This is a genomic window from Mucilaginibacter rigui (genome assembly GCF_014773275.1).
Lineage (GTDB): Bacteria > Bacteroidota > Bacteroidia > Sphingobacteriales > Sphingobacteriaceae > Mucilaginibacter > Mucilaginibacter rigui_A.
Genome location: NZ_JACWMW010000001.1, coordinates 1,391,723 through 1,407,702, shown reverse-complemented (window position 1 = coordinate 1,407,702; position 15,980 = coordinate 1,391,723). Strand labels below are relative to the sequence as shown.

The 15,980-nt window shown below is 41.5% G+C and carries 21 protein-coding genes; 12 read left to right on the top strand and 9 right to left on the bottom strand.

Features of this window, described 5'->3' with window-relative positions; all coding sequences use genetic code 11:
- Positions 1 to 38: 38 nt before the first annotated feature.
- The 3 genes from IDJ75_RS06290 (at position 39) to IDJ75_RS06280 (ending at position 2,065) form a co-directional block, all read left to right on the top strand.
- Entirely contained in the window at positions 39 to 605 is a 567-nt protein-coding gene (locus tag IDJ75_RS06290; protein ID WP_191174726.1) for a DUF6580 family putative transport protein, read from the top strand.
- Between the two features lie 461 nt (positions 606 to 1,066).
- Entirely contained in the window at positions 1,067 to 1,759 is a 693-nt protein-coding gene (locus IDJ75_RS06285) for an SIR2 family NAD-dependent protein deacylase (RefSeq protein WP_191174725.1), read from the top strand.
- A gap of 3 nt (positions 1,760 to 1,762) precedes the next feature.
- Positions 1,763 to 2,065 carry a hypothetical protein gene (locus IDJ75_RS06280; RefSeq protein WP_191174724.1) on the top strand — a complete coding sequence of 101 codons (303 nt, stop codon included), beginning with the start codon at positions 1,763 to 1,765 and terminating at the stop codon, positions 2,063 to 2,065.
- Between the two features lie 300 nt (positions 2,066 to 2,365).
- On the opposite strand, the gene IDJ75_RS06275 is transcribed toward IDJ75_RS06280, so the two are convergent.
- Both IDJ75_RS06275 and IDJ75_RS06270 read right to left on the bottom strand, forming a co-directional pair.
- Positions 2,366 to 2,614 carry a hypothetical protein gene (locus IDJ75_RS06275; RefSeq protein ID WP_191174723.1) on the bottom strand — a complete coding sequence of 83 codons (249 nt, stop codon included), beginning with the start codon at positions 2,612 to 2,614 and terminating at the stop codon, positions 2,366 to 2,368.
- A gap of 8 nt (positions 2,615 to 2,622) precedes the next feature.
- Positions 2,623 to 3,321, bottom strand: a complete 699-nt coding sequence (locus tag IDJ75_RS06270) for a DUF3291 domain-containing protein (RefSeq protein ID WP_191174722.1) — start codon at positions 3,319 to 3,321, stop codon at positions 2,623 to 2,625.
- Between the two features lie 75 nt (positions 3,322 to 3,396).
- Between IDJ75_RS06270 and IDJ75_RS06265 the strand changes: the two genes are divergently transcribed.
- From IDJ75_RS06265 to IDJ75_RS06250, 4 genes are read left to right on the top strand one after another with little or no spacing between them, the layout of a single operon-like run.
- A complete protein-coding gene (locus IDJ75_RS06265; RefSeq protein WP_191174721.1) occupies positions 3,397 to 3,879 on the top strand; it encodes a GAF domain-containing protein in 483 nt (160 codons plus the stop codon).
- Positions 3,872 to 4,522 carry an alpha/beta hydrolase gene (locus IDJ75_RS06260; RefSeq protein WP_191174720.1) on the top strand — a complete coding sequence of 217 codons (651 nt, stop codon included), beginning with the start codon at positions 3,872 to 3,874 and terminating at the stop codon, positions 4,520 to 4,522. Before IDJ75_RS06265 ends, IDJ75_RS06260 begins: the two co-directional genes overlap by 8 nt.
- Before the next feature lies 1 nt (position 4,523).
- Entirely contained in the window at positions 4,524 to 4,949 is a 426-nt protein-coding gene (locus IDJ75_RS06255) for a DNA-3-methyladenine glycosylase (protein WP_191174719.1), read from the top strand.
- A gap of 41 nt (positions 4,950 to 4,990) precedes the next feature.
- The gene (locus tag IDJ75_RS06250) at positions 4,991 to 5,488 is read left to right on the top strand and encodes a pyridoxamine 5'-phosphate oxidase family protein (RefSeq protein WP_191174718.1); all 498 of its coding nucleotides are present in this window, start codon (positions 4,991 to 4,993) and stop codon (positions 5,486 to 5,488) included.
- On the opposite strand, the gene IDJ75_RS06245 is transcribed toward IDJ75_RS06250, so the two are convergent.
- A complete protein-coding gene (locus tag IDJ75_RS06245; protein ID WP_191174717.1) occupies positions 5,489 to 6,106 on the bottom strand; it encodes a hypothetical protein in 618 nt (205 codons plus the stop codon).
- Between the two features lie 109 nt (positions 6,107 to 6,215).
- Here IDJ75_RS06245 and kynU point away from each other — a divergent pair, with 109 nt between their 5' ends.
- The 3 genes from kynU to IDJ75_RS06230 are packed head-to-tail and all read left to right on the top strand — an operon-like array spanning position 6,216 to position 9,274.
- Complete coding sequence (gene kynU, locus IDJ75_RS06240; protein WP_191174716.1) at positions 6,216 to 7,502, top strand: kynureninase; 1,287 nt, start codon at positions 6,216 to 6,218, stop codon at positions 7,500 to 7,502.
- A 6-nt stretch (positions 7,503 to 7,508) separates the two neighbouring features.
- Positions 7,509 to 8,366: a bestrophin family protein gene (locus IDJ75_RS06235; protein ID WP_191174715.1), complete on the top strand. Its 858-nt coding sequence runs from the start codon at positions 7,509 to 7,511 to the stop codon at positions 8,364 to 8,366.
- Positions 8,367 to 8,371: 5 nt separating this feature from the next.
- Positions 8,372 to 9,274 carry a histone deacetylase family protein gene (locus IDJ75_RS06230; protein WP_191174714.1) on the top strand — a complete coding sequence of 301 codons (903 nt, stop codon included), beginning with the start codon at positions 8,372 to 8,374 and terminating at the stop codon, positions 9,272 to 9,274.
- A 58-nt stretch (positions 9,275 to 9,332) separates the two neighbouring features.
- Here the strand turns inward: IDJ75_RS06230 and IDJ75_RS06225 are convergent, their stop codons facing one another.
- Genes IDJ75_RS06225 through IDJ75_RS06210 form a run of 4 tightly spaced genes read right to left on the bottom strand, consistent with a single transcriptional unit; the run spans position 9,333 to position 12,325 of the window.
- Positions 9,333 to 10,712, bottom strand: coding sequence for an MATE family efflux transporter (locus IDJ75_RS06225; protein ID WP_191174713.1), 1,380 nt, complete (start codon positions 10,710 to 10,712; stop codon positions 9,333 to 9,335).
- A gap of 38 nt (positions 10,713 to 10,750) precedes the next feature.
- The gene (locus IDJ75_RS06220; protein ID WP_191174712.1) at positions 10,751 to 11,374 is read right to left on the bottom strand and encodes an AlbA family DNA-binding domain-containing protein; all 624 of its coding nucleotides are present in this window, start codon (positions 11,372 to 11,374) and stop codon (positions 10,751 to 10,753) included.
- 14 nt (positions 11,375 to 11,388) lie between these two features.
- Positions 11,389 to 11,844 carry a GNAT family N-acetyltransferase gene (locus IDJ75_RS06215; RefSeq protein WP_224746498.1) on the bottom strand — a complete coding sequence of 152 codons (456 nt, stop codon included), beginning with the start codon at positions 11,842 to 11,844 and terminating at the stop codon, positions 11,389 to 11,391.
- 1 nt (position 11,845) lies between these two features.
- The gene (locus tag IDJ75_RS06210; protein WP_191174711.1) at positions 11,846 to 12,325 is read right to left on the bottom strand and encodes a DUF4442 domain-containing protein; all 480 of its coding nucleotides are present in this window, start codon (positions 12,323 to 12,325) and stop codon (positions 11,846 to 11,848) included.
- A 204-nt stretch (positions 12,326 to 12,529) separates the two neighbouring features.
- Between IDJ75_RS06210 and IDJ75_RS06205 the strand changes: the two genes are divergently transcribed.
- Entirely contained in the window at positions 12,530 to 12,739 is a 210-nt protein-coding gene (locus IDJ75_RS06205; RefSeq protein WP_191174710.1) for a hypothetical protein, read from the top strand.
- A 71-nt stretch (positions 12,740 to 12,810) separates the two neighbouring features.
- On the opposite strand, the gene IDJ75_RS06200 is transcribed toward IDJ75_RS06205, so the two are convergent.
- On the bottom strand, positions 12,811 to 13,605 hold the full coding sequence (locus tag IDJ75_RS06200; protein WP_191174709.1) for an SDR family NAD(P)-dependent oxidoreductase: 795 nt from the start codon (positions 13,603 to 13,605) through the stop codon (positions 12,811 to 12,813).
- A 153-nt stretch (positions 13,606 to 13,758) separates the two neighbouring features.
- On the opposite strand from IDJ75_RS06200, the gene IDJ75_RS06195 reads away from it, so the two are divergent.
- Positions 13,759 to 14,541 (top strand): NIPSNAP family protein, encoded by a 783-nt coding sequence (locus IDJ75_RS06195; protein ID WP_191174708.1) that lies wholly within the window; start codon positions 13,759 to 13,761, stop codon positions 14,539 to 14,541.
- A gap of 130 nt (positions 14,542 to 14,671) precedes the next feature.
- On the opposite strand, the gene IDJ75_RS06190 is transcribed toward IDJ75_RS06195, so the two are convergent.
- Positions 14,672 to 15,919, bottom strand: coding sequence for a tetratricopeptide repeat protein (locus IDJ75_RS06190; protein WP_191174707.1), 1,248 nt, complete (start codon positions 15,917 to 15,919; stop codon positions 14,672 to 14,674).
- Between the last annotated feature and the right edge of the window lie 61 nt (positions 15,920 to 15,980).

The following is a 15,980-nucleotide window of genomic DNA, read 5'->3' as shown; positions in this document are numbered from 1 at the left end:
CACTGTATTATCAATAAATTTGCGCTACATTATAAAACATGGCATCACAAAAAACAAACACCCGTACTACTGTATTAATGCTTATGATCATCGTATCTGTAGCTATGCGTATAGTTACATTAGAATTTCAATGGCTCAGTAACTTTACACCAATAGGTGCAGTAGCATTATTTGGGGGTACTTACTTTAACGATAAATGGAAAGCCTACGCTGTTGTGTTAGCTTCCATCTTTTTGAGTAATATCCCTATTAATTATTTCTACTTTCATAAAATAATGCTGTTCTCGGTGGGCGACTTGTGGATGTACGGATGTTTTGCACTGATCATCTTTGCCGGAACTTTAATTAAAAAACTTACGGTTTACAATATTGTATTAGTAGTCATATTACCAGTTCTGATTCACTGGTTAATAATGGATCTGCCGTGGATAACAAGTTACCCAACTACGCTTGCAGGCTACGGTGCATCTTTGGTAGCTGCTATCCCGTTTGAAAAGAATATGTTATTTGGCGACCTGTTATTTGGAGCCATCCTGTTTGGAGGTTTCGAACTGGCAAAAAGCAAGTACACCGTATTGCAGGAAAAAAGGCAACTGGCTTTATAAGCTGATAAAATGATATTGAAAAGCGGTTGGCCATTGGTTAACCGCTTTTTTTTGTGATTGTGTTTCCCGCAAAGGCACATTGTTATGGTGAGCCTGTCGCGAACCACTAAGTTGTAAAGTCTTTGACAAGCTCAGACTGACACTTTTTATTTTTTTACTTTGCTACTTAACGTGAGGATTTAACATTATTTTTCGCCCTTGTTGGTGTTGTCACCAACAAGCCGCCATGCATCCACCCTTGCAATTTAGCCGTCCTAAATGTTGTTGGTGACAACACCAACAAAGGCGAATTGTGTTTTTTGCAAAGGCGCATGGTCATGGTGAGCCTGTCGAACCACTAACTTGCTAAGTCTTCGACAAGCTCAGACTGACACTTTTTTTTGCGCCTTAGCATCGTTGCGAGAGAAATTAACTTTATCACTTGCATTCGGTGTTTATATTCTATTTTTAAGCACTTAAATATGAAAAACATAATAGTACTCACCGGCGCGGGAATAAGCGCCGAGAGCGGCTTAAAAACGTTCAGGGATAGCGATGGGCTATGGGAGGGATACAATATTGAAGACGTTGCCACACCCGAAGCCTGGGAGCGCGACCCGGCCCTGGTGCAGGATTTTTACAATCAGCGCCGTAAATCGGTTTTAGAAGCTGAGCCGAACGCGGCGCACTATGCTTTAACCAAACTGGAAGAAAAGTATAATGTAACCATCATCACCCAAAATATAGACAACCTGCATGAACGTGCCGGGTCAACCAGGGTTGTACACCTGCATGGTATTATCACCCGTTCGCAATCGAGTGTAAAAGCAAATTTGACTTACCCCATTGATGGATGGGAAATTAAGATGGGCGAGACATGTGAGCTTGGCTCGCAATTACGCGCCCACGTGGTTTGGTTTGGCGAGGCTGTGCCAATGATAGAAACCGCCGCGCAACTTTGCGCAAAAGCCGATCTGTTCATACTGGTAGGTACATCGCTTGCGGTATACCCGGCAGCCGGGCTCATCAACTACGTGCCCCGTGAGGTAACCAAATATATCATCGATCCTCACATCCCCACCGTTAGCAACAGGCGCATTGTTGAGATGCCTTATAAGGCTACGATAGGGGTACCCATGCTGGTTGATGAGTTATTACTTAATTCAGCTAATTAAAAAATGACCTTGGGTTTGTGGTACGGTAATAGCCTGCGTTCAACATCATCTGGAAGAAATAGTTGGAAAGGAAATAACCCTGGAGCTTATAAAAACCCTGCCCGAAAATATAGATGTGTGCGGAGAAAACGGGAGTTTCACACCTTCACTTTTAAAGGTCCGATCTTTAAAAACGAGATTAAATATAAAACAGGGGAGAAGGTATTTAAAAAATATAATGCTCCTGTAAATTTGAATGATCCCAGCGCAGAAAGCACTGATAAAGTATTATCTGGTTTTTGGTGTTGCGATCTTTTGTCTACCTAATTTAAATCACTTTAAAATACCATCCAAAACATCTGGCAGTAGATTGCAGATGTATATAATTACCCATATAATAGCTAAAAATGCACCCAAATAAAATTTTGTTTGTTAATTTTATTTAACATAACTAATTAAATATCAATTATTTAATTAGTACATATCATCGAAATATTGGAAGCCATTAACTATCTTTTTTTTAGGAAATATAGATTTATACTTAAAAAGCCACCAAATAAAATTTGGTTGTGAATTTGTAAAATATATAAATATTTATTTTACAGATAGTTATGAATTTTAACTCTATTAATAATTATATCTATAGAACGCATCTTTATAATCAGTGCCCATGGTTATGAAACGTTCTGCAATGGTCTTCAAAAACGCTTCATCAAGCAATTCAAAAACGCTATTTACGCCATCTGTCAAATCCATTTCGGGGATCTTATAGGTTTGCTCCAGGGCACCTTGTTCTATCTTTACAATATACTTTTGGTTCATGTTAAGGATAGATATTTTAAAATCAGGGTGGGGTAATTCTGCAATTATTCTCATAATCTAATTTATGTTTTTAGTAATCCTGCAAGCGGGTCTTTTCCGTTAATGGTACCACTGCTTTCAATGATCCTGAAACGGGCAAAAAGCTCTTCGCTGTACCAGTTTTCGCTACGTGTTTTTTTGATAACCTCGGCATGTTTACTACCGTAGGCAAAAGCCTTCATATGTTCCATACTTTCCCAAACCGAAAAGGTAGCCTGCCGGTATACAGGCGCTTCGCCTACGCCAAGTGAAGTGATGTACCCGGGGGCCTCCACCATTAAATCAGCAACCTCATCCACATGCGACCAAAAGTTCTTCAGCCTGCTCATCCTGATCGTGGCGCGGGTAAGTACACCCATTGGGCCATCGCCCATGGCGTTATTGGGTTTACCGAATGGCTCTTTGCCATCCCATTTACCATGGCTTTGCATCGGCTGGCATAAAAGTGTCCAGGTTTCGCGGCCCAGTACCCTCCACCATTTGCTTACGAAGGATTTTTTGGCAAATCGATCGTAATCTTCCCGATCATCCCATACCGCTAATAAGCCCCATTGCTGCCAGTCGGGTTGCAGATCGAAGGTGCCATTGCGGCCGCTGCCAAGCAACTTCCAAAAGCTACAGCCAGTTTGCAGCCACATAGGCAGGCGGTGCAAAGCCATGGCAAGCAGGGCAAATGGCACAAATGTCTTCCGGTAACGAACAATAGTGAGGCTAACAATCATCTTACCTGCTAAATAAAATATTAAATATGAGATTTGGCTTATTTACTTTCAACAAGGCATCATTACATTTGCTTTATGGCAGAGGACTTACAAATAACAGCTTCGGGGAGCAAAGAGGAGCAGTATCAATCGCTCATCCCGCAGATAGAAGGTTTGCTTTATGGCGAAACCGACCTTATTGCCAACCTGGCTAATGTGGCTGCGGCTTTAAAAGAACAATTTAAATGGTTTTGGGTAGGTTTTTATCTGGTAAAGAACGATGAATTGGTTTTAGGCCCGTTCCAGGGGCCGGTTGCCTGTACCCGTATTGCCAAAGGCAGGGGCGTTTGCGGCACCGCATGGGATAAAGCCGAAACACTGATCGTGCCGGATGTGGATGCTTTCCCCGGCCATATTGCCTGTAGTTCGTTATCCCGTTCAGAGATTGTGCTGCCTTTATTCTCGCATGGCGAAGTTATTGGCGTTTTGGATGTAGACAGCTCTGAGTTGAATGAGTTTGACGAGACAGATTCAAAATATTTGACACAAGTTATCGGGTTGATCAAATTTAATGCATAAGGTTTATCTGATATCAGGCCTGGGGGCTGATAGTCGCCTGTTTAAGCATATTAAGCTGCCTGCAAACTGTGAAGTAATTTTGGTCAACTGGCATATCCCGGCATCTGATGATACTTTAACCACTTATGCACAAAGCATTGTTAAACAATACGATATACAGGATAATTCAACCGTAATAGGCGTATCATTAGGCGGGATGATCTCGGTTGAAATAGCCAAACAAGTTAACCTTGGTAAAGTGATACTAATATCAAGCATCAAAACCGATAACGAGGCGCCATGGTACTTTAAATTCTTCCGCAGCCTGCCTGTTTACAAAGCTATACCAGGAAAATTAATGACGCATTTAGGTTTCCTGGTAAAACCCATGTTTGGCGCAATGCTGCCGAATGACCTGGCTTTATTTAAAAGCATGTTACGCAAGTCATCCCCCATATTTTTAAAATGGGCCATGCAGGCGGTACTGTCTTGGAAAAACACCGTAACAATCCCCAACCTTTATCATATTATTGGCGATAAAGATCTTGTTTTCCCTCAGCAAAACATTAAAAACCCTACGGCGGTTATAAAAGGCGGCACCCATATTATGGTGTTTGATAAGGCGGATGAGATAAACGCCTTACTGGCCGATATCCTGAAATGATATGAAACTTCCTGAAAGCTATTACCATAATACTGATACCGTAGCGATAAGTCGCGATTTGATAGGCAAGTACTTATTTACCTATATTGATGGTGAACTTGCCGGTGGGTACATTGTTGAAACAGAAGCCTATACCGGCGTTAATGACAAAGCCGCACACTCGTACGGTGGTAAGCTTACACCACGTACCCAAACTATGTATATGCAGGGCGGGGTATCATACGTGTATCTAGGCATTTCCCGTAAAATAAATGCCATGAGCCTGCAAAGCGATGTGATATGGGTAGAGGATAGGGGGCTAACTTTCCCCGACTCTGAGGTGGCGGCCGGCCCGCGCGTAGGGGTTGATTATGCAGGTGAGGATGCCTTGCTGCCTTACCGTTTTTATGTAAAAGGAAATATTTATGTGAGTAAGCCCAACAAATAATTTTGTTGTTGGTTTATTGGTTAGTTATAAGATAACATACTATGAGCAATTGGTCAAAAACAGAGAGCCTGAAATACATGCAGGACAAAATAAACGAAGTAAAAACAGCTATGCTGACCACCTATAACCAGGAAAACGGCTTTAACAGCAGGCCTATGGGTACGGCAGACGTAGATGATGACGGTAATATATGGTTTTTCACCAATGAATATTCACCGAAGGCCAGCGAGATATCGGTAGAGAATACCGTATCATTAACATATTCAGACTCCAAGAACCACACCTACCTGAGCATAGTTGCCGAAGCTACACTGGTTGATGATAAAGCCAAAATGAAGGAGCTTTGGAACCCGTTTGTACAGGCATTTTTCCCCGAAGGATTAGACGACCCAAAACTTATCCTGATAAAACTTGAGCCAACCGATGCAGAATACTGGGATAGCAGCAGCAGCAGTATGGTAGTGTTATTTAACATGTTGAAAGCTGCATTAAGTGGCAAGCAATATGACGAAGGTAAGCACGGTAAAATAGATTTGTAATTATATCACCGCACCAAACCTGGTTATATTGCCTGTGGCAAGTTCAGGTTTTTCATTATCCTTATAATTTGTGGCAGACAAGCCTTCGGCCTTTAAAACATTGATCAGTACTTCGGCGGTTTCCATTATTTTGTAATATGATGGGCGTCTGTAGTTATACGTTAAAAGGTCGCCTACGGCTCCTTCGGTCCAGGTGTATAATTTATTCCTGTTTTTAATATTATCAATATCACCATTATAACGGGCTGCAAAATCCTTATCAAATAAAACATTCACGGCTATTGCGGCACCGCCGTTTGGCCACGTATAACTCACAATAACGGTGTACCCATTTATTACCCCAACAGCAGCGTAATCCTTTTGGATAAAACGGTTCATCAGTAAATCAACAAAAGGGGATTTATCAAATAGCTTTTTACGCTTTTTTGGGCCCCATTTGGTATCCTGAAAGTAAAAAAGCGTACCCGCAATAAGGCTGATTACAAAGGCTGTTGCAAGGGCAATAAGCAATGCTCTGTAAAAAGTTTCGGTATGCTTATCCAGCAATATCTTTATTAAAGTTGCAGCAAACATTCCGGCAAAAGTTGCTAAATAGTATTTCTTTATAATATTCCACATAGTTGTGCATGGGTAAATATGCCTCTAAAATAACAACGAATATCATTAAAAGGAAGGATGTTTAAATTTAGTATAAAACAGGTAATGCAGTTTTTTGTAATATTGACTAATGATTTACCATAACACTTTACAATTTGCCCTACATTTGGATGAGCAGGATGCTTTAAAAAGCTTTCGCGATGAGTTTTTAATACCAAAACATAACGGGCAAGATGCCGTTTACTTGTGCGGAAACTCTTTAGGTTTGCAACCCCGTTCGGTTAAAAAATATGTACAGGATCAGCTAAACGCGTGGGAAGATAACGCGGTAGAAGGCTGGTTTATTGGCAACGAGCCCTGGCTTAAGTATCATAAAACTCTGCTTGGGCCATTATCAAACATTTTAGGTGCCAAACAAACCGAAATAACAGTGATGAACTCGCTCACGGTAAATCTTCATTTACTGATGGTAAGTTTCTATAAACCAAAAGATAAACGTTATAAGATATTGATGGAGGCGGGCGCTTTCCCGTCAGACCAATACGCTATGGAAAGCCAGGTACGTTTCCATGGTTTCGACCCAAAAGATGCCATTATAGAGGTTGCACCGCGTATCGGCGAAACCACACTCCGTACCCGGGATATTCTGAAACAGATAGCCGATAACGCTGATGAACTGGCATTAGTAATGTTTAGTGGAATAAACTATTACACAGGGCAGTTATTTGACCTGGAGGCTATAGCTAAAGCAGGCCATGCCGCAGGTGCCCTCGTTGGGTTCGATCTGGCACATGCCGCGGGCAACGTGCCATTAAAGCTGCACGAGTGGGATGCAGATTTCGCCTGCTGGTGTTCCTACAAATACATGAACTCGGGTCCTGGTGGTATCAGTGGCATTTTTGTACATGAAAAGCATTTTGCAGATGACACACTGAACCGCTTTGCCGGTTGGTGGGGCTACCGTAAGGATAAGCAGTTTTTAATGGCGCCCGGTTTTGAACCCGAGAACGGAGCGGAAGGGTGGAACGTAAGCACCAGCCCAATACTGCTAATGGCTCTGCACCGCGCCTCGCTTGATCTGTTTGAAAAAGCAGGTGGCTTGCCGGCGTTACGTGCCAAAAGCGAAACACTTACCGGCTATCTGGAGTATTTAATAGGCGAGGTGAATAAAAAACACGGTGAGGATGTTTACCAGATCATCACACCCACAGATAAAGCACAACGCGGGTGCCAGTTATCGGTAGTTTGCAAACGCAAAGCAAAGGCCATTTTTAATTACCTGGCAGATAACGGCGTTATTGGCGACTGGCGCGAACCGGATGTGATCCGATTGAGCCCTGTGCCGTTTTACAATACCTATACCGATGTTTACAAAGCTGCTGAAAGCCTTTTTGAGGCCCTTGAAGCTGTTAAATAATACAACATGATATACTACAACCCTAAAAGCTGGTTCTCGCTTATATTTAAATTTAATAAGGCCGATACACTCCGCGAACTTTTCCCGCTGATGCTTTGTGTGAGCATTTACGCCGGTGTGATTACCTTTTTACTGATAGATTTTTGGCAGGTGCCAGAAACCAGCATCCTGCGCAAGGTTATCTATGTACATCAAACTATCGGGTTTGTATTTTCTTTATTACTTGCCTTTCGCATTAATTCTGCATACGATCGCTGGTGGGAAGGCCGTAAAATATGGGGCAGCTTAACCAACAACAGCCGTAACCTGGCTATCAAGTTAAAGCATCTGATCAGTGCAAACGATGCCGCATTCTTTAATTATGCTATTCCGTTATATGCACGGTCGTTAAGAGATCATTTACGTGACGAATACGTACCCTGCGACCAAACCATATTGGCTACAGATGGCAATAAACATGTACCCAACCAGGTAGCATCGGCCATCATCAAAAATGTATACCGCTTAAATAAGGAAGGGCAGATAAACCCGGAGCAACTGGTTAGTATAACTGCCGAAATAACCTCTTTTACAGATATTTGCGGTGGCTGCGAACGGATCAGGAAAACACCCATACCATTCTCATACAGCGTATTTATCAAAAAGTTCATCTTTACTTATATCATGACACTGCCCTTCACCTGGGTTTTTGACCTTAAGTATTTCATCATGCCCATCATCGGGTTCATCCTGTTTGTATTTGCCAGTATAGAGCTGATAGCTGAAGAAATTGAAGACCCATTCGGTTACGATGCCAACGACCTGCCGCTGGATAATATTTGCGACAATATAGAAAAACATGTTGGCGAGATCTTTGCCGAATAGTATACATGCTTAAAATAGCTTACGACCCTATATACGCACATCCGTTACCACCCGGGCACCGTTTCCCGATGCTGAAGTACGAGCTGATACCTGAACAATTATTGCACGAGGGTATCATCACAGCAGATAGTCTTTTTTCGCCCAATGCGGTTGATGAAGCTACCATAATGCTTACACACGATGCAGACTACTGGCATCAGTTGCGCGATCTTAGCTTGTCGCCAAAAGAACAAAGAAGGATAGGGTTTCCCTTATCGGCACGATTGGTAGAGCGCGAGGTACGGATAGCACAAGGCACTATAGACGGGTGCCAATACGCTTTTGAATACGGCGTAGCTTTTAACGTAGCCGGTGGCACACATCACGCGGGCAGTAATTGGGGCGAGGGTTTCTGTATGTTAAACGATCAGGCAATAGCCGCTAATTATCTGTTAAATAATAAATTAGCCACATCTATCTTAATTATTGATTTAGATGTACATCAGGGCAATGGCACTGCCGAGATATTTGAGAGAGAGCCGCGCGTGTTTACCTTTTCCATGCATGGCGATAAAAATTTCCCGTTCAGAAAAGAAACTTCAGACCTGGATATACCTTTGCCCGATGGCATTGCCGATGATGAATACCTGGGCTTATTAAAGGACACTTTGCCCGGTTTAATTGAAAAACACAAGCCCGATTTTATCTTTTACCTCTCGGGGGTAGATATCCTGGAATCAGACAAACTTGGCAAGCTGGCCCTGTCAAAAGAAGCCTGCAAAGAACGTGACCGTTTTGTATTTGAACAATGCAAACAAAAAAATATACCCGTACAGGTAAGCATGGGTGGGGGCTACTCGCCGCAAATAAAAGACATTGTTGAAGCGCATTCCAATACCTTTAAGGTGGCTAGTGATTTGTTTTTTTAGATATCGGGCAGCTTAATTCCCCTATGCAGTCGCTCGGCTCCAGCCAAGGGACTGCATATTATACTGATGCTATATCATCTACAATAATCAGATCATTGCTTTTGCTGATCTTTTGAAAGCGCAGGAACAACATAATGGAGGATGCCATCAACCCTAAAACTAAACCGTACCAAACCCCCATAACGCCAAAGCTAAAATGTATTCCCAGCAGATAAGCTATTGGTAAACCTATTACCCAGTAAGATATAAAGGTGATAACAGTTGGCATATTTACATCGCCCATGCCGCGCAGTATACCCAGGCCAACTACCTGCGTACCATCAAATAACTGAAAGAATGCAGCTACTATAAGTAATTGTGCAGCAATAGTAATTACGGTTTTATCGGAAGTATATATCCATGGAAAATACTGGTTAAACAACGTAAATATAATGGCCGTAAAGCTCATAAATACAATGACAATATGGTAGTTGGAAATAGCCGAAAGCCGTAACTCTTTATGATTGCCCGAGCCAAAGTAATTACCCGATCGGATAGCCGCTGCTGAGGAGATCCCGCTCGCCATCATATACGTCATGGCGGCAAGGCTTATGGCTACCTGGTGGGCCGCTTGCTCTATCATACCAATACTGCCAATAATTAGTGCAGCCCCACCAAAAGCGCCAACCTCAAAAACGTATTGCATGGCAACCGGAGTGCCTATCTTCATGATCTGCAAACCGCGCATGCGATCCATATTACGAATAGCGAAATCTTTAAGATACTTTTTAAAGATAGGGGAGCGGAAAACATATATAGCCATTACAACAGCCATTACACTACGGTCTATCAAAGTGCTGTAACCTACGCCTTTTATCCCCATAGGTTTAACACCAAACAGTCCTTTTACAAATATGATCCCTAATATTATATTAAGTATATTGCCCCATATAGATACAAGCATAGCTTGTTTGGTGAAGCCCAGGCCTTCGGCAAATTGCTTAAATGTGCTAAAAACCATCAAGGGGATAATGGATAAGCTTAGCAGGAATAAATATGGTTTGGCCTGTACAACAACCTCAGGCGCCTGGTGCAGTTTATCTATAAACAAAATCACCCCAAAATAGATGGCGCAGAATAAAATTATACCGGTGATGATATTTAAAAAGAAACTATTAGAGAGCAACCTGCCGCACTCGGCGAAATTGCCGCGACCGTTGTTTTGGGCAATTAACGGGGTTATACCATAGCTGATGCCCATACCTATTACCAGGGGGACTAAAAACAAGCTGTTTACCAATGATACTGCCGCCAGCGCCGTTGTGCCTGCAAAGTGGCCTACAATGATCGAATCGGACGTTTGTACAAGGGTGTGGCCCAACTGCGATATCACAACCGGTATAGCCAGCTTCAGGCTGTCGCGATAATAGGAACGGTATTTTTGGTAGAGGGCTTTCATTACAATGGGGAGGCAAAAGTAACGAATAGCCGGCTAAATCAGGAGGCTGTGTAAAACTCTTCTTTTTCGGTGGTGTGTACACGCAGTATACCACTCAACACCAGGTCTACCAGGATGCGTTGCGCACGCCTGCGGCCAATGTTAAGCAAAGTGCAAAATTCCTTTACGGTGATGCGCTCTTCTTTATCCAAATGCTCAAGCAGGGCTTTTTCTTTTGAGGAATATTCTATCAGAACGCCTTTATCGTCTGCCGATCGTTTCAGCACATCAACCACCACTTTACTGGCCAGTACGCTTTTGTCTTTAACACGGATATAAACCCACCATTTACCATCCTCGGCAAGGGCATAATGTGGTTTTTCTTCGCTTTCGGGGATATCAACAATTAATACCAGTTTATCATCATAATAAACCTCCTCAAAAATTGGCTCGAGCGCCGGCCGGGTAAAAATGTGCGCGGCCCTGGTTATCATATAACGCTCCTCGTCCTCGGCTTTTACACCTTTTATAGTACCATCATCAAGTACACCAATTAGCAGCCGCCCGCCAACGTTATTGGCAAATGATACCATCGTTTTGGCAATCTTTCCGCAGCTGGTTATGGTTTTCTTAAAATCGAGTGATACGCCTTCTCCCTCAAAAATCTGTCGTTTTAAATTCATTTTCAAAATCCTCGTTATTCTGCTATGTAAGGCGTAAAAATCTGCATCCAGCGTTCCGGGTTATTAATCTCCTTAAACCCAAACTGCTTATATAAACCATGCGCATCCTGCGTGGCTAAACTCCATCGGCGCAGCCCCTGTAACCCGGGATGTGCCATAATAGTTTGCATAAGCCATTTTGATAAACCAACGCCCTGGTATGCCGGCAGTATAAATACATCACAAAGGTATGCGAAGGTAGCCTCATCAGTCACCACACGCGCAAAGCCTGCCTGTATGCCATCTTTATACACCCCAAAGCATAACGAATGCGCTATGGCCCGTTTCAGTTTAGCAGGCGGCATGCCCTTTGCCCAATACGATTGCTGGTCAAGATAATTAAATATCGTATCAAAATCCAGTAATGACTTATCTGTTGATATCAGGTAGCCTTTCTTAATAAAGGCCTCATCATTCATAAATACAGGCATCTTATAACACAGCTGTTGGTTTAAAATTAAGGTCGCGTATGTAAACCTCATTCATTAGGGATGCGCAAACCTCGTTGTTATCATCATATATTTCTATCAGGAAGCAATGCTCGTATTTACCATTGGTATTTAACGTTTGTATAGCCAGTTCAATATCAGCATCGTTTAAAAATATGCTGAATGAAACGTTGGATAGGGCGGGTTTCAAAAAATCAATTTTTGATGATTTAGACCAGATCCTCAGCTTCCTGTCGCCGTTATTCAGCACCCTGTCAAACAATACCGGGTAAAAGGGGTCGGCCGCGGCGAAAATAGTGCCACCAAATATAGACCCATTGTAGTTTTTATTGAAAATACTTTTTATGATCTTTACCCTAACTCCCCTAAAATCCTTATCAAAACCACTTACCCAGATCCGTTGAAAAAGGAGAGGGGGGTAGAGGCGCATGATCCATTTAAGGGTATTTTCTGATACAACCATTAGCGTTAAATATCAGCATTATATTATTCACTTTATTGTTTTGAGATACATTGTTGATATTTATTTGACATAACAACAACCTTATTAAAAGTAGCGTTTGGAACGCTAATTGAACAATAAAAGAAAGTTTATTAAACAACTTTGATGTTTAAGGGTTTATAACCTTAACGCATTTTGTTTAACATTACTATTAAATTTATATCTATGAAAAAGCACATTTTAAGTTTCGCATTAGTCGCGACAATGGTTGGTTCAATTGCGGCAGGCTGTAGTTCAACAAAATCTACTGACGGCTCTGACAGCACAAAAACCGACTCGGCAGCAACTGTGGCTCCGGCACCTGATAGTGCAAAAACTGATACCACGGTTAAAATGGATACCACTAAAAAAGATACAACTAAAAAACCAATGTAATTGGTTTATACTGATATCTGATAAAAAGCCCGGGCTAAATAGTCCGGGCTTTTGTTTTTTTAATGTTATGGTTAAAACGCTGTTTTGATAACTCCGCCATCAGTACGCAAGGTTGCACCATTTGTGGCCGATGACAGTGGGCTGGCTATATAAGTTACCATATTGGCAATCTCTGCAGGGTCCAGGAAACGTTTTATTAATGACGAGCCGCGCATACTGGTGAAAAATTCGGTTTCCATTTCGGCATCTGTTTTACCCTGGTCGGCAGCCAATATTTTCATAAAGTCGCCAACACCGTCTGAAAGTGTCGGGCCGGGCAATACGGTATTTACGGTAACACCAGTATTTACAGTAAGCTCGGCAAGGCCGCGCGCTACGGCAATCTGTGCAGTTTTTGTTACACCATAATGGATCATTTCCGCAGGGATCTGCACACCAGATTCACTGGAGATAAATATGATACGGCCCCAGTTTTTGGCCAGCATTTTATCGAAATACACACGGGCTAAACGTACACCACTTAACACATTTACTTCAAAAAATCTTTCCCAGTCTTCATCGGTAATGTTTTTAAACTCTTTGGGTTCAAATATCCCAACGTTATTCACCAGGATATCAACCTCGGGTAATTGTTTAAGCAAATTATCAACCTGCTGCCTGTCAGAAAAATCTGCCGCGATACCTTTAATGTTTGTATTGCCTGTTTCGCCTTTTAGTTTCTCAACAACTTCATCGACCTTAGTTTGATTACGGCCATTGATGTAAACTGTTGCACCTTCGGCTGCTAATGACTTAGCAATAGCGTTACCAATACCGGCGGTTGAACCGGTGACTAAAGCTATTTTATCTTTTAATTTTAAGTCCATTATATAGTGTTATTAAGTTTCAGGTAAGTTTAGATAAATCTGCAATAACTAATACTGTTGTGAGCCGAAAGATGTTTAATTACTGACAATGATACACAGTTATGGCTTGTTGCAGACAATTTACATATATTTATGCTAACCAAACTTAGCAATATGCAACGCAGAAAATTTCTCCAATCTACGCTTGCGGTTACCGCAGCCGCGGCGGTAAACCTAAACCCGGCGACAGCGGGCAATAATTATTCGACACAAAAAGAAGTATACGAATGGCGCGAATATGAGATCCGTTTTGGGGCAGACCAGGGACAATTGGAAAACTATTTTAAAACAGCACTTATCCCGGCGTTGAACAAATATGGGGTAAAAACAGTTGGCGCTTTTGACGAATGGAATAAAACATCGCCGGCTAAATTTTATTTACTGATTCCTTATTCATCGCTTGATAGCTATCTGTCGGTAAACACAAAAATTAAGGCCGACGCTGATTATATAAAAAATAGTGCAGCCTACAACGCCATAACAGCCGACAAATCCGTTTACACCCGCTTTACATCGTCCTTAATGCTTGCTTTTGATGGCTGGCCTGCAATTGTTGCCCCGTCTAATAAACCCCGGATCTTTGAAATAAGAACGTACGAGGGCTATAGTGAAGAAGCTGTAAAAAGGAAAAATAAAATGTTCCACGATGGCGAGTTCGATATTTTTAAAAGGGCGAAATTGGAACCCGTTTTCTTTGGCGATGTAATTGCCGGCGACAAGATGCCACGAATTACTTATATGCTTACCTGCGAGAGTAAGGAAGAAAGCATCAAAGGCTGGGCTGCGTTCGTAGCGGATCCTGAATGGAAAAAATTAGTATCAAATCCAGAGTACGCAAATACTATCTCTAAAATTACGAATACGTTTTTGGTGCCGACGGCGTATTCACAAGTGTAACAGTAAGACGATAATTATGCTATAAAATGATATTTTGTAGCTATAATTAATTCTCATAATTAACATTATGTTAAGTAATAATATAAAAGTAAAACCCGCTTATTTGCGGGCTTTAACTATTTGGCGTACCCTATTGCTTTGGTAATGCAGCTATTTGTGCATTTAACTTAGCAATATTAGCAGTATCTTTTTTGCCCTTGTAGTAAGTAAGCAAATTGTTTAATGCATCGTACGATTTTGGATTTAACTCCACCGCTTTCAGCAAATATGGTTTTGCAAGGTCAAACTGTGCATTAGCTTTAGCCATTGCAGCATCATATGCTTTTTGCTGGTTTGTAGGCAATTTATTAGCCGCATTATAAGCATCAATTGCAGGCGATATTATTACATACCCAATATTAAGGTTAGCCTCAAAATAGTTTGGATCTATTTCAATCGCTTTTTTGTACATATCAGCCGCTTTTTGGAAATTCTGATCTTTTTCTGTCTGTAATGCTGCTTTAGAAGCTGCAGGAGCTTTAGCTATTTTTTGAGCTGCTGCATCGCCTATGTTTGAATACACTAAACCTGCGTAATAATAAAGGTTTTTGTTTTTAGGATCGTTTGCAATTGCACTTGTAATTTTATCAATTACTTCTTTTTGTTTGCCTTGTTGCAGGCTTATTTCAATCTCTGTTCTTCTCAGATCGGCACTGTTCGGATATTTCACCAAAGCATCGGTAATGGTTTTTAATGCACCTGTTGTATCCTTGCTATTCAGGTATAGCATTACAAGGTCGTTATAAACGCCTTCATTTTTAGAATATTTGGTTGTAACCAGCTTATTGTAGTTTGTAATTGCAGCCGGGTAATTTTTAGCGTTAGAAGCTGCTAAACCAGTATAAAGCATGGCGTTAGTATCTTCCGGTAATACAGAACGATAAAACTCAAAAGACTTATAAGCTTGATCATACTTTTGCGCCTGGTATTCTTTTACACCTTTATTTAACTGGTAACGGGCTAAAATGATGTTTGCGTTATCAATTAGTTTTTTGTTTTCGCCTTTTGTATCAAGCTCTTTAGCTTTTTTCAAAGCTTCATCAGCTGTGGTAAATAATGGCAATGAGGTTGTTGACACGGTATCAAGTTCGGCAAGTGCGCCGTATACATTTGCTTTTACAGCATATGTTTGTGGCAGTGCGGCAGTTTTTTGATTGGCTGATGCTTTATCAATCGATTCTTTAGCTTTATTAAGGCTGGGTAAAGCTAAGGCCATTTGTGACCTCAAGCCTTCAAATTTCTCATATTCTGTTTGTGCCGTGTTCAGCTCTCCTTTTTGTGCAAAAGTTGATGCCGTTATGAAGGCTAAAAGGCCTGTCATTAAGAATTTAATTTTCATTTTTAATTGTTTTAAATTGGTAATGATAATTACAGTTGTTAGTGTTTACAGCTGTAATAGT

What these genes read in the sequence shown, in the direction of transcription:
- IDJ75_RS06290 (WP_191174726.1), top strand. Translation starts at nt 39, where the DNA reads ATGGCATCACAAAAAACAAACACCCGTACTACTGTATTAATGCTTATG.
- IDJ75_RS06285 (WP_191174725.1), top strand. Translation starts at nt 1,067, where the DNA reads ATGAAAAACATAATAGTACTCACCGGCGCGGGAATAAGCGCCGAGAGC.
- IDJ75_RS06280 (WP_191174724.1), top strand. Translation starts at nt 1,763, where the DNA reads ATGACCTTGGGTTTGTGGTACGGTAATAGCCTGCGTTCAACATCATCT.
- IDJ75_RS06275 (WP_191174723.1), bottom strand. Translation starts at nt 2,614, where the DNA reads ATGAGAATAATTGCAGAATTACCCCACCCTGATTTTAAAATATCTATC.
- IDJ75_RS06270 (WP_191174722.1), bottom strand. Translation starts at nt 3,321, where the DNA reads ATGATTGTTAGCCTCACTATTGTTCGTTACCGGAAGACATTTGTGCCA.
- IDJ75_RS06265 (WP_191174721.1), top strand. Translation starts at nt 3,397, where the DNA reads ATGGCAGAGGACTTACAAATAACAGCTTCGGGGAGCAAAGAGGAGCAG.
- IDJ75_RS06260 (WP_191174720.1), top strand. Translation starts at nt 3,872, where the DNA reads ATGCATAAGGTTTATCTGATATCAGGCCTGGGGGCTGATAGTCGCCTG.
- IDJ75_RS06255 (WP_191174719.1), top strand. Translation starts at nt 4,524, where the DNA reads ATGAAACTTCCTGAAAGCTATTACCATAATACTGATACCGTAGCGATA.
- IDJ75_RS06250 (WP_191174718.1), top strand. Translation starts at nt 4,991, where the DNA reads ATGAGCAATTGGTCAAAAACAGAGAGCCTGAAATACATGCAGGACAAA.
- IDJ75_RS06245 (WP_191174717.1), bottom strand. Translation starts at nt 6,106, where the DNA reads ATGTGGAATATTATAAAGAAATACTATTTAGCAACTTTTGCCGGAATG.
- kynU (WP_191174716.1), top strand. Translation starts at nt 6,216, where the DNA reads ATGATTTACCATAACACTTTACAATTTGCCCTACATTTGGATGAGCAG.
- IDJ75_RS06235 (WP_191174715.1), top strand. Translation starts at nt 7,509, where the DNA reads ATGATATACTACAACCCTAAAAGCTGGTTCTCGCTTATATTTAAATTT.
- IDJ75_RS06230 (WP_191174714.1), top strand. Translation starts at nt 8,372, where the DNA reads ATGCTTAAAATAGCTTACGACCCTATATACGCACATCCGTTACCACCC.
- IDJ75_RS06225 (WP_191174713.1), bottom strand. Translation starts at nt 10,712, where the DNA reads ATGAAAGCCCTCTACCAAAAATACCGTTCCTATTATCGCGACAGCCTG.
- IDJ75_RS06220 (WP_191174712.1), bottom strand. Translation starts at nt 11,374, where the DNA reads ATGAATTTAAAACGACAGATTTTTGAGGGAGAAGGCGTATCACTCGAT.
- IDJ75_RS06215 (WP_224746498.1), bottom strand. Translation starts at nt 11,844, where the DNA reads ATGCCTGTATTTATGAATGATGAGGCCTTTATTAAGAAAGGCTACCTG.
- IDJ75_RS06210 (WP_191174711.1), bottom strand. Translation starts at nt 12,325, where the DNA reads ATGGTTGTATCAGAAAATACCCTTAAATGGATCATGCGCCTCTACCCC.
- IDJ75_RS06205 (WP_191174710.1), top strand. Translation starts at nt 12,530, where the DNA reads ATGAAAAAGCACATTTTAAGTTTCGCATTAGTCGCGACAATGGTTGGT.
- IDJ75_RS06200 (WP_191174709.1), bottom strand. Translation starts at nt 13,605, where the DNA reads ATGGACTTAAAATTAAAAGATAAAATAGCTTTAGTCACCGGTTCAACC.
- IDJ75_RS06195 (WP_191174708.1), top strand. Translation starts at nt 13,759, where the DNA reads ATGCAACGCAGAAAATTTCTCCAATCTACGCTTGCGGTTACCGCAGCC.
- IDJ75_RS06190 (WP_191174707.1), bottom strand. Translation starts at nt 15,919, where the DNA reads ATGAAAATTAAATTCTTAATGACAGGCCTTTTAGCCTTCATAACGGCA.